The sequence below is a fragment of the Pseudanabaena sp. lw0831 genome, assembly GCF_016584665.1.
Taxonomy (GTDB): Bacteria; Cyanobacteriota; Cyanobacteriia; order Pseudanabaenales; family Pseudanabaenaceae; genus Pseudanabaena.
In genome coordinates this window covers 1-12,546 of record NZ_BBJB01000016.1, presented here as the reverse complement: position 1 = coordinate 12,546, position 12,546 = coordinate 1, and the positions used below count along the sequence as shown (strand labels likewise).

Below are 12,546 nucleotides of genomic sequence, written 5' to 3'. Positions count from 1 at the left end.
GCGCTTTTATCGCTAAGACGCTCCCCCATGCTTTGTAACAAATCTCAGTAGGAAAGTTGTTTTTTGCGCTAGTAGCATCACTTTCATTTCTGCTTTTTGCTTAATCTCGGCAAACTTAAACCAATTCGTAAGCACCAAATTCTCTTGATTGAGTCGCACCAAACGAGATCGCAGATCATCACTATTCCAGGCAAAAGTCTCAAAATCCCACAGCGATCGGGCAATTATTCTTTGCCTGTGCCACATTTTGCCCCGCCCCCACATACCAAAATCTCAAATCAGTGCGATCACACTCTTTAAGCGGATAGCCCAATAAAAATTGTAATGACGCAACGAGATCATCTTTAAGCCCTGTGAATATTGACTGAATGTCTTCCGTCACTACTAGCATTATTGAAGCAATTTCCCCTAAAGCAAATTTCTTACTTAACTCGATTGACAGGCGATCGCTCTGTAATAAGTAATCCAAGGTGTCGGAATCGAACCGACATATCAACGAGTATGAGTCGATGTCTATGATTGCTGTAATTCTTACACAATAACAGATTCAGAAAAGCATATTGCTAACGATAGTCATTTGATAGTCAAAAACAGCATTATGAGTAAATTATTCAATATTTTGATTTCTTTGATCGCTTCGATATTTATGAAAATTATTAAACGTTATCTGACGGAAAAGATTGCCAAAATCCGTATCATCAGAAAGTTTTTGGTAAATATCAAAGCTGTTATCTCGTGCCACGATGTCAGCGTAGTATCGTTATTTGCAGGAAAGTTTGTAGAGTAAGACTTTTGAGCATTGTCAACTAGGTGACGGGGTAAAAATTGGGGTAATTGATTTTTCCTTACAAACAATTATGCGTTTGCAAGTCAGGAATTAATTGTGCGGTAAAGTGAAATAAAAGTAGTTGTGATGAGTTCTGATCGCCTATTCATGACATATATAAATTAAGCGATCGCATATCCTGATAAAGGCAAGTATCGGGTTTCGGCAAGCGATCCCTATGGGCAAAGGTAAATGAGGGTGAAAAAGGCTGCGATCGACATAGCCACAAACCAAGGAAATATTTGCCAGATACAATATGCCATAGTCAATAAAGCGATGATCGCAGGAATGAAAAATAACAGGCGTAGGTATCTGAGTTTTGATTTAGGTTTAGCAGATTTTATTTCCATGTTTGATGTTCTAGTGGAAGTTTGCATCAAAGTTTAATTACTTTTACTGTTTATTTGAAGCTTTAGTCCCAAACTATTTAAGTATTGTGCAAACTCATACACAGTTTGACTTTTATTATTTGCTACAAAATCTTTTACCCATTAGCGATCGCTATCACTACCTAGTGCAGCCGCGACGTGACCCAATCCTAAAGGCAATAGCGCTGGTTCAGGATCTTTATCTTCCAAAACTGCTGTTAAATAAGCGGCAGATTCTTCTCGATCTTTAAGAGAATCAATTAAAAAGTCTTCGTGAGTTGTCATAAGCTTTAGTCGTCTAGTCTTTCAACATTATAATCTTTATCCATTAATCAGATTTTCCTATTGCTGAGCCTGCCGAAGTACTAAAACTAGATGTATTACTAACTGATGTTACGTGGAACGCAGTTGATAAATCCTTTGTGGAATCGCGAAGCAGGGCAACCAAATGTCCATAGCAATGCAAGTTTTGCTTAGGGCATAAAACCCAAATAAATAGAGGCGGCGCGAAACGCCGCCTCTATTTATTTGGGTTTTAATTTGTCGTAGCTATTTCTTGTATTGCTATACGCTGGCTGAACGGAGTCGAAGCACCTCTCATAGGAGGCAACTTTCTTTTTCCTACGTTTTGTATTGAAATCAATCAATTCACTCAATTCATTCAAAGAATCAATTACCAACTTATTAAAATTACTATTTATACGGAGTTGTTAAATTCGACTCAGGTAAACAGTCCTCAAATTTAATAAGGAGAGCATCATGAGTACAGAAGTTCAAGCCGAGACAACTACTGATTCTTTCGATCCTAACATCGTTCCCGCAGAGACCAAAGCCCGTAAAGAGCGGGAAGGAGTCAATTATAAGCGTACTCCTGATAATGCAGAAGATGCTGACAGCATTCACACTGCCGATGGTTATACCGTAGATACAGAAGGGTTGATAAACAACTATGCTATCGAACCGCCGATGTATGTAGAAGATGGTGGTACAAGTCAGGCTAATCTTCCTGTAGTTGAGAAGTTCATAATAGTTGATGTTTTTTCGACAAGTATTGAATCAGAGAATGTCGCAACGGAAATTCATGAGGCAGGGATAGGTAGAAACAAGATTTCTGTGCTGGGCAAAAATTATCATGATGCTGCTCATGGCTATGGATCGCTAAACTGGCAGGATATCGAAGCAGATGGTGGGTTGACTAAAGTTTTGAAAAGTGCGGGAATTGTTGAGTCGGAAGCCCGTAAATATGAGGCAGAAATCGCCGCAGGAAAATTTTTGGTAGTGGTAATTGGTGAAAATGCGGATGTGATTACAACTAAAGAGATTTTGATTAATACTGGTCATCGCATCAACGCTCTCCAAGAAAAAGTCTAACTTTTTATCTCTTGCATGTATAACTAGCTGTAGCTAATCCAAAAGATGAGAGGCGGCGCTTCGCGCCGCCTCTCATCTTTTGGATTGGCTATAACTACTTTCCCAAATTATCGATATTGCCGATGAACTAATTGCTTTTCATGTCAATGGCACTGAGGGGACGCAAGAAACCATTGACAAGGCTAGACGTAAAGAAGTTGAGGTTAAGCTTTTTAGCTATTCAATCGATCTCGATCGCACCCAACCTTAACCCTAGCTTGCTAGAATAAGATTTTCGTACAGATATCAAAGATGTTTGCTCTAGTTGACTGTAATTGCTTCTACGTTAGCTGTGAGCGTGTGTTCGACCCATCGCTTGAGGGTAAGCCTGTGGTCGTGCTATCTAACAATGATGGCTGTATCGTGGCGCGATCGCCAGAGGCAAAAGCGCTAGGGATTCCGATGGGTGCGCCTTACCACAAACACAAACAGCAACTTCACAATGCTGGAGCGATCGCCCTGTCATCAAACTACGAACTCTACGGAGATCTAAGTCATCGTGTTTACGATGTTCTTTTTGCATCTGTACCAGAAGTCGAGATTTATTCGATTGATGAATGCTTTTTAGATTTATCGGGCTTCGCGCATTTGGGAACCGATGGAATGATGGAATTTTGCGCCAAATTGCAGCAGAAAATTCTTAGGTGGACTGGTATTCCGACTGGTATTGGGATTGCCACAACCAAGGTCTTGTCCAAAGCTGCTAATCGAGTTGCTAAGAAATCAGTAAGTGGTGTTGCCGAATTACTGACTGATGATATTCGCGATCGCGTACTGAACAATCTAGAAATCGAAGATATTTGGGGAATAAATAAACTTTTAGGAGTAAGACTGCGATCGCTTGGCATTACGACAGCGGCTCAGTTAAGAGATGCGAATGAATCGCTTATAAAACAAATCATGGGCATTGTCGGTGTCAGGATTATGCACGAACTGCGCGGTTTGTCTTGTCTGCCACTGGAAGCGATCGCCCCACCGCAAAAGAACATGATATGTTCGCGATCGTTCGGACAGCCCGTAACTACGCTCAAACAAATGCAAGAAGCGATCGCCTACCATGCAGCAAGAGCGGCGGCGAAATTAAGACATAGGAAATTAAGAACTTCGGTTCTAGGGGTTTTTCTAACAACCAACCGATTCAAACCCAATGACTTGCAATATAGTAATTCGATATCTGTATCTCTGCCGACGGCAACGAATAGCTCTCAAGTATTGATTCGGTTTGCCAAGCTCTGTATGTCGAGTTTATTTCGCGAAGGATTCAGTTATAAAAAATGTGGCGTTAGTCTCAATGATATTAGCTCGGTTGATGCGGTGCAGTTGGATTTGCTAGCAGCCGCAGTCGATCCGCCCGATGAAAAGTTAATGGCAGTAATTAACTCGCTAAATAGACGCTATGGCTCTGGAACGATTCGGTTTGCCAGTGAGGGGATTAGGCAAGATTGGAAAATGAGAAGCGATTTGCGATCGCCCAGATATACGAGCCGTTGGGATGAATTGCTGGTAGTGAAAATTTAGACAGCTTGCAAAATCATTTCGTTAGGAATTGATACCCAAACACTAAACTGGTTGGCATTTGGTGCGATTAAGACTGCCATGCCCAAATCTAAATCTCTTCTACATCCTGCGATCGCTTCGTTGAGAGAGTTATATGCTTTATCGACTACAAAGGTTTTGCCTAGAAAGATAATCGCTTGTTCAGTGCCAACAATGGTGTTGATTACAATCGAGCGAACTTGGTTTAGTGAATTGAGGATCATTGCTTTTGCCCTGTGAACGTTTTTCTCTATGGGATTAGTATCGCGTTCTATCAAGGTTGGGGATGCGATCTCGAATCTATGCTCCTGTGATGTTGAGTGTGAGTAAATGCGATCTCAATCACAATTAATGCTTGAAGAGACATTGCGATCGCTGTCCTAGAGGAAGTTAATAGCGATCGCAGAAAATGTCACGTAAACTAGAGGATTTAGTTTCAGATCTCTGACCAAGATGTGATGTCGGATAGAAATATTGAATGAGAAAAAAGTCTGTTTAAAGTTTAATTAAAGCCTGTTTAAGGTTTATTTAAAGCCTGTTTAAGATTTATTTAAAGCATACTAAATTCAGCTTTTGCAATAGCGGCTTGTAAAGCGAGTAAGGCTTATATAAATGCTATTTCCATTTATATAAATTCCACTTCTAGCCATTAATGAGTACACAAAATTGTTGGATTAAAAGCAATTGACAAATCAATAAAATCGTGGTTACTTACGGTAACGATTTATTGATCTTACAGGATTACTCTTCATGAATCGAAAGTTAAAGGCGGAATTAATCAACCTATTTGGGAGATCGACTGTAGAGCGGGCGATCGAACTTTATAATGATATAAAAAAATGTATTGATAACGATATCATAATTAGGGTATCTAAGGAGATAGCAGAGATTTCAAGCCAACGCAAAAAAATTGAATATTTTCAAACTCTGGATATAGATACTAAACAAGCATTAATTTTGACTATATTATTTCCATAAATATGGAAACGAAAAAGCGCCCTTAACTAATTTGCTAAGGTGCTTAAACACTAGAAGATTTTAAAACTTTGAGTCGAGACATAAAATGCATGAGTTGTATCATCGAAACTAAAATGTTAGGTAAAGCTACTTATTCTTTATCTATTTACTAACATTTTGTTTGTAACTAGTATCGGTTTATTCTAATTTTTTGTCTGTGTTGTAGCTAACTACTTTTTGTAAGTTCGCTCTAGCAAAGGAAGGGATCGGTAAACTTTTTTGAGGTAATCAAATTTTCAGGTTTAAGCGATCGCAAAACAATCAATATCTTTCTATTTTGATTGTTATTGTCTATTTATTTTTGTTTTTTGCTGATTTTTATTCATTCTCTCTTATTTACTAGAATTTAAGCCTACAAAACACAAAAAAATCGACACTATTTTGGGGTGCGCAAACTATCTAATGTTCTGATGTGTCGTTATGCTAGGCTACGGAACCAAAAAGATCGGCATGGTCAATCGCAGGTATTTCTACTAGCGCCTAATATCTGCGATTAGCCACGCCTCAAGAAACAATAGACTTTGCTTTTTACAACTTGTTCGTTTCGCGATCGCTACTCTCACGATCTGTATTGTTGCTTCGCGTTCGGAATGTGCTTTTGCAGTGCGATCGCCTTGGTTCTAAAGACTGAGTTTCACCACTGCGATCGCACTGTAAAAGAAACACTAAAGTTGCAAAACGGCGATCGCATATCCAACAACTGAGAGGATTTTGTGAGTGCTATATTGCATAAATGACCAAGGAGACAAACCAATGACTGTCACCACAAAGCAGCAAATCATCCAAGAAGTTGAAGCCATGTCAGAAAGTGATTTGACCAAGGTTCTAAAGTTGCTGCAATCCTTTGGCTTAACTAAGCACAAGCCTCAAATCACTGATGCTAAATATCCCTTGCGTGGGTTGCCTGTGGAATATATCGATCCCCTAGAACCAGTTGCCCTCGCTGATTGGGAATTGGCATGATTGTTTTAGATACGCATATCTGGATCTGGTGGGTGCATGGCGATCCTAAGCTCAGTCAAACTGCGATCGCTGCGATCCAATCCCATGAGTCTGAATTGTATCGATCGCTAAAATATTTGACAAAGCCTCTGAGGATAGAAATTAAGCTACTAGTCTGCTAGATTTTTTTGAGGCTTTGGTAAAGGAGTATTCCGTTGAGGGATACACTAACAACATTGTCTGCTAGAGAGTTTTTGAAGATGAATCCTTTTAAGCGTGCTGTTTTCGATCCTAGTCGTAATTTGTTCCTGTTTATTGTGGTCGCACTGATCGTTTTACCGTTTATTGCAAATGGGATATTTGATTTGGTGTGGAATACAGGGGCGGACTTGATCAAGGACTCTCTGAATATTAAGGACAAAAGCACGGTTCAAATAACTGGTCTAGCATTCATCATTGTGATGATGCTTTTGATAATTTATGGTACTGATTTTGTTTTCAAAGTTAGTCAGTATTTTAGTAAGTTTTTTAGTCCTCAAGGTGGTGCGATCGCAAATGTTCGACCTGTCAAAAGGGATTATGTCGGCTTAATTGCGTTCATGAGTCCCAAAAGGGATTCTCCCGCAGAACGGGCGATTCGGTTTCATTGGGACGAAGGTAAAAATCAAATCTATCAATATTGTTGGTTGATCTGTACGGAAAAGTCGGTGGATGAGGCTGAGCTGCTGGTGGCAAGGTTAGCTCAGGAGGGATGTTTGATGACGACAAATATTTTTTTTGGTGATTATGTTATCAAGAATGAGAATGCTCCTGATGTTAGCTTGCTTGTACCTGAGCAGTTTGTGGACGATCCGAACTATATTCAGAGGTTGATTCAAAGTATTTACGTTGATGCTGAAAGCAAAGGAATTAGCGAGTCAAAAATCATTGCTGACTATACGGGTGGTACGAAGTCGATGACGGCAGGAATGGTGATTGCTTGTGCTAGTCAAAATCGATATTTGGAATATATTATTCAGTCTGATTCTTGTCCAATTATGGAGGTGGACATTTCTTATAATATGCGCCCAGTAAGGGGGTAAGGGAAGAGTGAAGGCGGAAGAGTAAAAATATTTCCGATCGCGACAATTTTAGTATTTCTATATTTTCATCTTTTCTTCATTTTTCGCCTTCCTTCTTCAGCCTTTCCTAAGAGTTTTCCTCCCCTTGCGGGGTTTTAGGCGTGAAGGATGCTTACGAAAAGAAAAACTATGGCAAAACAAATGTTTCCGCCCCTTGCGGGGTTATGGGTTTGAAACGAACCATACTCGGTCTGCTGATATTTGCGACGAGCTTTATTTCCGTCCCCTTGTGGAGTTATGGGTTTGAAAATGTCGGGGCGCTAATATTTCGTTCAAATTTAATTTAGAAACAGTTGGGTTTCCGTCCCCTTGCGGGGTTATGGGTTTGAAACTCGGTCGTAAGACTTCCGAACGGAGAGTTTTACGCTGTGACAGTTTCCGTCCCCTTGCGGGGTTATAGGCATGAAAGTTGATTCTGACGATGAATAAAGGTCAATTGATTGACACGATGTTTCCGTCCCCTTGCGGGGTTATAGGCATGAAAGACCTGTTGTTCAAATTGTTGTCGGAAAAGCTGAAGAAGGAGCATAGTTTCCGTCCCCTTGCGGGGTTGTAAGCATGAAAGCGGCAATTAAAGTTCAAGCGCAAATAGACTTTTTTGCAATGTTTCCGTCCCCTTGCGGGGTTGTAAGCATGAAAGAATCCCTGTTAACGCCCAGCAGACGATCACTCCAGAAGGGTTTCCGTCCCCTTGCGGGGTTGTAAGCATGAAAGTGGTGGGACGCTTTCACCCAATGACCTCGGCGAAAAAGCTGGGGGTTTCCGTCCCCTTGCGGGGTTGTAAGCATGAAAGCAACGCATTGCTAGAGAGGCTCTAGATATTTGCCACAAGGAGTTTCCGTCCCCTTGCGGGGTTGTAAGCATGAAAGAACACACAGAACACTCAACAAAAAATATTCCTTAGGGTTTCCGTCCCCTTGCGGGGTTGTTAAGCATGAAAGCACGAGGCTCTTAAAAACTTCATTATACTGCAAAACATGCAGTTTCCGTCCCCTTGCGGGGTTGTAAGCATGAAAGAAATGCAGAAAACTGGAATGGAAAGGTAGAATCCATGAGGAAAGTTTCCGTCCCCTTGCGGGGTTGTAAGCATGAAAGGAGTAGATTATAGAATGCTTCGGCAATCCATGGCAAAAAAGTTTCCGTCCCCTTGCGGGGTTGTAAGCATGAAAGCAATTCGTCAGATAGAACCAAAGTATCCGTTGCTGTAGATGAGTTTCCGTCCCCTTGCGGGGTTGTAAGCATGAAAGTTGGTTGTGGGGCTTGTTACGGCTACCGCAAAGTCAAGTTTCCGTCCCCTTGCGGGGTTGTAAGCATGAAAGTGCGATTACTCACAAAGGTTTAGACGTTAATGATTCATTTGTTTCCGTCCCCTTGCGGGGTTGTAAGCATGAAAGAGCCCAGCGGACGTGCAAGTTAATAATCAAACTGCATGGTTTCCGTCCCCTTGCGGGGTTGTAAGCATGAAAGCTGGAAAGATCGATTCTAGTCAAGCCAACGACATTGCAGTGTTTCCGTCCCCTTGCGGGGTTGTAAGCATGAAAGTGTCTGGGAAATCGCCACGATCATAAGTGACGGGAAAAGTATAGGTTTCCGTCCCCTTGCGGGGTTGTAAGCATGAAAGAGAAGTTGAAATTACCGTCAGTGATGATGGTAATGCACAGTTTCCGTCCCCTTGCGGGGTTGTAAGCATGAAAGAACCTTTTTGAAAAAAACGCCACTTTCATCAGAAGGTTCCAAGGTTTCCGTCCCCTTGCGGGGTTGTAAGCATGAAAGCTCCCAGTCAGATCCCGCGTATTTGACCTGTGAGTATGCTTTTAAAAAGTTTCCGTCCCCTTGCGGGGTTGTAAGCATGAAAGCTATTTGTTAAAAAGCGACTATCTGAACAAAGCAATAAAGTTTCCGTCCCCTTGCGGGGTTGTAAGCATGAAAGTCCTCACATTTTTGAGGCTTACACAGTAAAGCTTTTAGCAGGGTCGATCTCCATAGGTCATTTACATGGTCAATAAGCTTGCTAAATTCGCAATAAGACTACAACTGTAAAGGCGGAAATCCTTATGGAGAGAGCGACCTCCATAGGTCAACGTAATAATGCGGTTTTCAAGGTTCTTGCCACCTATGGAGGTGACTGCACAAACTATAATTGCTAAACCAAGTTTTTGTCTAGTTTCATAACATTAAATTATGTAAAAACTGGGTGGAGGTGCTGGCGGATTGCTGCCGACAGTTAGAGCCTTAGGCAAAGCATCCGACGGAATCCAGTACATCCGCACATTATCAGTCTCAGGCTTTACTCGTTTTTTAATTTTAACATGGAGTTTTTTCATGTCATCTAAACTTATAAAACACTCAAACACACTTTCTTGCACACGCCGCCCATGCCCCTCAAGAAAATTTGATAACTTGAGGCGACGCTTATCGTCAGCAATATCGTAAATTTATGGAACTGTTTCTAAAGCACCGATCGCTTTACGCGCAGCTTGGGCATATTTTCTGACCGTTTCATAGGGCATATCGAGATCGATCGCGATCGCTTTGAGACTTTCGCCTAGTTCATACCTTGCTAAGATCGTTGCCCAGACTGTGGCGGTGTTCTGAGCGCGATCGCCTCCTTGTCGTTTTTTTGTTTGCAGAAATAGATCGGTTAGTTCCGCAATTCTCTGCATTAAATGTTCTTGAATTGGAGTTGTTGCGATTGGTTCTTTTTCATTCTTCCCGTTTCTTATTTCATCTTTCCCAATCAGTCTAGTTTGTCCTAAGCCGAAGGTTGTTTTATGTCCTGTGCTGCAATAGGGTGCGAGTTGAATCAGTGCATACAGTAGTCTCTCAAAATCTGAGTTTTGGCTTGCTTTGCGATCGATGCCAAATTCGACATTGCCGATAAATCCCGTTACATAGCCTTGTTTAGCGACTGCAACTTTGGTGCAGGTGAGGTCGTAATTTGTGACATAGATTATTTGTTCGATCCATTGGAGAAATTCTTCTTGAGGGAAAGATTCGGGTGCAAAGTCGTTCCATCGGCGAAGGTAGCTATGGAAAATATTGGTGGGGATGGGTAATGGGAGGTGATGTTGTTTTTGGCGAAAGCTGGTGGGGCTGAGGAAGTTGAGGGTGAAGTTTGCTTGCTGGGGGAGGGGGGCTGACCAGAGTTTGTTGTAGGTGGTGGGCGATAGGGTGGTTTCTATTTGCGCGATCGCAAAGTTACCTGCATAGAGGTCGAGTGTGGAGGGTGGGCGATCGCACCATGTTTTTAGCCAATCACATACTGGTTGAGACAGGGCTGAGATTGTCCATGTGTAGGTATGGTCGGCTTTGGCAATGAGGTTTTGGTTTTTAGGTTCGAGCTTGCCGTTAAGGGGTGAGATGGCAAAGGCTTTTTCGGATTGTCCGTCGTGAAGGTAGGCGGAGAGGGATGGGTTGCTGTCGCGGACTTGATGCAGAAACCATGCGTGGAGTCCTGTGGTGTAGTTGGGTTGCAGGATAATATCGTTGCGTGGTTTTAGGGTCAGGGTGATGCCGACGAGTTCGGTGTTGTTTGACCATTGGGAGTTCATAGGCAAAGGCGGAAGTAGGGAATTTAAAGGCAGAAGAGGGAAGATCGAAGAACGAACTTATGCATTTAATTGTATTGGATTACTACAATTTTTTCTTTCTTAGCATTTTCTTTACTCTTCGATCTTCATTCTTCTCTCTTTCCCTTACGTTTCCGTCCCCTTGCGGGGTGTTTGGGGTGAAAGTTACTTCTGTTTTTTCAGAGATTTTAATGTAATCAAATACGAAGGTTTCCGTCCCCTTGCGGGGTGTTTGGCATGAAAGACGACGCTGGGATCGATGTTGGCGTGCGGTTTTTTTGGTTTCCGTCCCCTTGCGGGGTGTTTGGCATGAAAGCTGGCATTGGAGGGCACAAGCTTGTTCGTGGCTAGAGTTTCCGTCCCCTTGCGGGGTGTTTGGCATGAAAGACAAAAACTCGCTCAATTGATTGATTTCCTCAACTCTTGTTTCCGTCCCCTTACGGGGTGTTTGGGGTGAAAGGAGGGCTTACTGAAGCCATCCCGCTCGGATTCCACTTGTCAGTTTCCGTCCCCTTGCGGGGTGTTTGGGGTGAAAGTCTACTGTTGTTTCTACGCTTTGTTTTGCGTTTCTTCGTTTCCGTCCCCTTGCGGGGTGTTTGGGGTGAAAGTCCTGAATGCCAAGTGCCTTTGGGATGCGTTCTGTACGTTTCCGTCCCCTTGCGGGGTGTTTGGGGTGAAAGGCTTTGGACAACAAGATCTCGTTGGAAACTGCTAACGATATGTTTCCGTCCCCTTGCGGGGTGTTTGGGGTGAAAGGTCTAAAGATACGCTCACTTCCACGACAGTCTTGCTGCTAAAGTGTTTCCGTCCCCTTGCGGGGTGTTTGGGGTGAAAGGTTACAAAGTCACAAAATTATGAAGAATCCAAATTCTACTGTTTCCGTCCCCTTGCGGGGTGTTTGGGGTGAAAGCCCTCATATTTTTGAGGCTTACACAGTAAAGCTTTTAATAGGGTCGATCTCCATAGGTCATTTACATAGTCAATAAGCTTGCTAAATTCGCAATAAGACTATAACTGTAAAGGCGGAAATCCTTATGGAGAGCGCGACCTCCAGAGGTCAACGTAATAATGCGGTTTTCAAGGTTCTTGCCACCTATGGAGGTGGCTGCAAAAACTATAATTGCTAAACCAAGTTTTTGTCTAGTTTAATAATATTAAATTATGTAAAAACTAGATGGTGACGTTTATCATCAGCAATATAAGTAGTTAAGCAAAATTAATTACATATTTTGAACCAAACTCTCGAAGAACTTTTTCAACATATGAGACTAAACTTTCCCAAGATTCATATGCATTTAGTTCAATCCACTCATATTTCATAAACCGCCATAAAATTTCAATCAAGTTTAACTGGGGACTATAAGGAGGCAACAGAAAAATCTCGACTTGCTGACTTTTCCACTCCTCCAGTTTTTCATTAATCATTTGACTGGTGTGAATAGAGGCTTTATCCATAACAATCACAGTAGGCTTGGTAGATTGGCGAGCAAAGTCATCAATACAAGCGAGAATGACTGCACTGGTGATACTACGTTCAAAAACATAAGCAGATAAGTCATTGTTTCGATTCATCAACCCCACGACATTTAACCGCTTACTACGTTGACTGGGTAGGCTTAAACCCAGTCCTTTCTCTTGCCAAGCATAGGGAATCGGTGGAGTCAAAGAAAAGCCACTTTCATCAAGATATCGCAAATCGATTTTGCCCTGCATTTCCTGTTCAAGCAATTCGGTGAGTTGTTGCTGTTTCTCTCTAT

Annotated in this window: 15 protein-coding genes and 2 CRISPR repeat arrays; of the genes, 8 read left to right on the top strand and 7 right to left on the bottom strand. The window is 42.0% G+C overall.

Going from position 1 to position 12,546, the window contains the following annotated elements:
* Positions 1 to 199 precede the first annotated feature (199 nt).
* Complete coding sequence (locus tag APA_RS03145; protein ID WP_201320867.1) at positions 200 to 469, bottom strand: hypothetical protein; 270 nt, start codon at positions 467 to 469, stop codon at positions 200 to 202.
* A gap of 129 nt (positions 470 to 598) precedes the next feature.
* Here APA_RS03145 and APA_RS03140 point away from each other — a divergent pair, with 129 nt between their 5' ends.
* Positions 599 to 787, top strand: coding sequence for a hypothetical protein (locus APA_RS03140; RefSeq protein WP_201320866.1), 189 nt, complete (start codon positions 599 to 601; stop codon positions 785 to 787).
* A 231-nt stretch (positions 788 to 1,018) separates the two neighbouring features.
* Complete coding sequence (locus APA_RS03135; protein WP_201320865.1) at positions 1,019 to 1,213, top strand: hypothetical protein; 195 nt, start codon at positions 1,019 to 1,021, stop codon at positions 1,211 to 1,213.
* A 104-nt stretch (positions 1,214 to 1,317) separates the two neighbouring features.
* On the opposite strand, the gene APA_RS03130 is transcribed toward APA_RS03135, so the two are convergent.
* Complete coding sequence (locus APA_RS03130; protein WP_201320864.1) at positions 1,318 to 1,479, bottom strand: hypothetical protein; 162 nt, start codon at positions 1,477 to 1,479, stop codon at positions 1,318 to 1,320.
* Positions 1,480 to 1,953: 474 nt separating this feature from the next.
* On the opposite strand from APA_RS03130, the gene APA_RS03125 reads away from it, so the two are divergent.
* Together APA_RS03125 and APA_RS03120 are read left to right on the top strand one after the other, a co-directional pair.
* Entirely contained in the window at positions 1,954 to 2,565 is a 612-nt protein-coding gene (locus APA_RS03125; RefSeq protein WP_201320863.1) for a hypothetical protein, read from the top strand.
* A 291-nt stretch (positions 2,566 to 2,856) separates the two neighbouring features.
* The gene (locus tag APA_RS03120) at positions 2,857 to 4,122 is read left to right on the top strand and encodes a Y-family DNA polymerase (protein WP_201320862.1); all 1,266 of its coding nucleotides are present in this window, start codon (positions 2,857 to 2,859) and stop codon (positions 4,120 to 4,122) included.
* Here APA_RS03120 and APA_RS03115 read toward each other — a convergent pair.
* Entirely contained in the window at positions 4,119 to 4,364 is a 246-nt protein-coding gene (locus APA_RS03115; RefSeq protein ID WP_201320861.1) for a hypothetical protein, read from the bottom strand. The two genes, APA_RS03120 and APA_RS03115, sit on opposite strands and share 4 nt — an antisense overlap.
* A gap of 526 nt (positions 4,365 to 4,890) precedes the next feature.
* Here APA_RS03115 and APA_RS03110 point away from each other — a divergent pair.
* Positions 4,891 to 5,118 carry a hypothetical protein gene (locus tag APA_RS03110; protein ID WP_201320860.1) on the top strand — a complete coding sequence of 76 codons (228 nt, stop codon included), beginning with the start codon at positions 4,891 to 4,893 and terminating at the stop codon, positions 5,116 to 5,118.
* Between the two features lie 567 nt (positions 5,119 to 5,685).
* Here APA_RS03110 and APA_RS03105 read toward each other — a convergent pair.
* Complete coding sequence (locus APA_RS03105; protein WP_201320859.1) at positions 5,686 to 5,823, bottom strand: hypothetical protein; 138 nt, start codon at positions 5,821 to 5,823, stop codon at positions 5,686 to 5,688.
* A gap of 87 nt (positions 5,824 to 5,910) precedes the next feature.
* Here APA_RS03105 and APA_RS03100 point away from each other — a divergent pair, with 87 nt between their 5' ends.
* The 3 genes from APA_RS03100 to APA_RS03090 all read left to right on the top strand — a co-directional run bounded on the left by APA_RS03100 (position 5,911) and on the right by APA_RS03090 (position 7,181).
* Positions 5,911 to 6,120, top strand: coding sequence for a hypothetical protein (locus tag APA_RS03100; protein WP_201320858.1), 210 nt, complete (start codon positions 5,911 to 5,913; stop codon positions 6,118 to 6,120).
* On the top strand, positions 6,117 to 6,281 hold the full coding sequence (locus APA_RS03095; RefSeq protein WP_201320857.1) for a hypothetical protein: 165 nt from the start codon (positions 6,117 to 6,119) through the stop codon (positions 6,279 to 6,281). Before APA_RS03100 ends, APA_RS03095 begins: the two co-directional genes overlap by 4 nt.
* 78 nt (positions 6,282 to 6,359) lie before the next feature.
* The gene (locus APA_RS03090) at positions 6,360 to 7,181 is read left to right on the top strand and encodes a hypothetical protein (RefSeq protein WP_201320856.1); all 822 of its coding nucleotides are present in this window, start codon (positions 6,360 to 6,362) and stop codon (positions 7,179 to 7,181) included.
* A gap of 112 nt (positions 7,182 to 7,293) precedes the next feature.
* Positions 7,294 to 9,150: direct repeats of the CRISPR family, unit length 35 nt; unit sequence GTTTCCGTCCCCTTGCGGGGTTGTAAGCATGAAAG.
* A 244-nt stretch (positions 9,151 to 9,394) separates the two neighbouring features.
* On the opposite strand, the gene cas2 is transcribed toward APA_RS03090, so the two are convergent.
* From cas2 to APA_RS03075, 3 genes are all read right to left on the bottom strand, one after another.
* A complete protein-coding gene (cas2, locus tag APA_RS03085) occupies positions 9,395 to 9,655 on the bottom strand; it encodes a CRISPR-associated endonuclease Cas2 (protein ID WP_201321015.1) in 261 nt (86 codons plus the stop codon).
* Positions 9,656 to 10,771, bottom strand: coding sequence for a CRISPR-associated endoribonuclease Cas6 (gene cas6 / locus APA_RS03080; RefSeq protein WP_201320855.1), 1,116 nt, complete (start codon positions 10,769 to 10,771; stop codon positions 9,656 to 9,658).
* Positions 10,772 to 10,919: 148 nt separating this feature from the next.
* Positions 10,920 to 11,699: a CRISPR direct-repeat array (repeat unit 27 nt; unit sequence GTTTCCGTCCCCTTGCGGGGTGTTTGG).
* Between the two features lie 296 nt (positions 11,700 to 11,995).
* The coding region (locus APA_RS03075; protein WP_201320743.1) for an IS630 family transposase at positions 11,996 to 12,546 on the bottom strand (551 nt) is incomplete at its 5' end.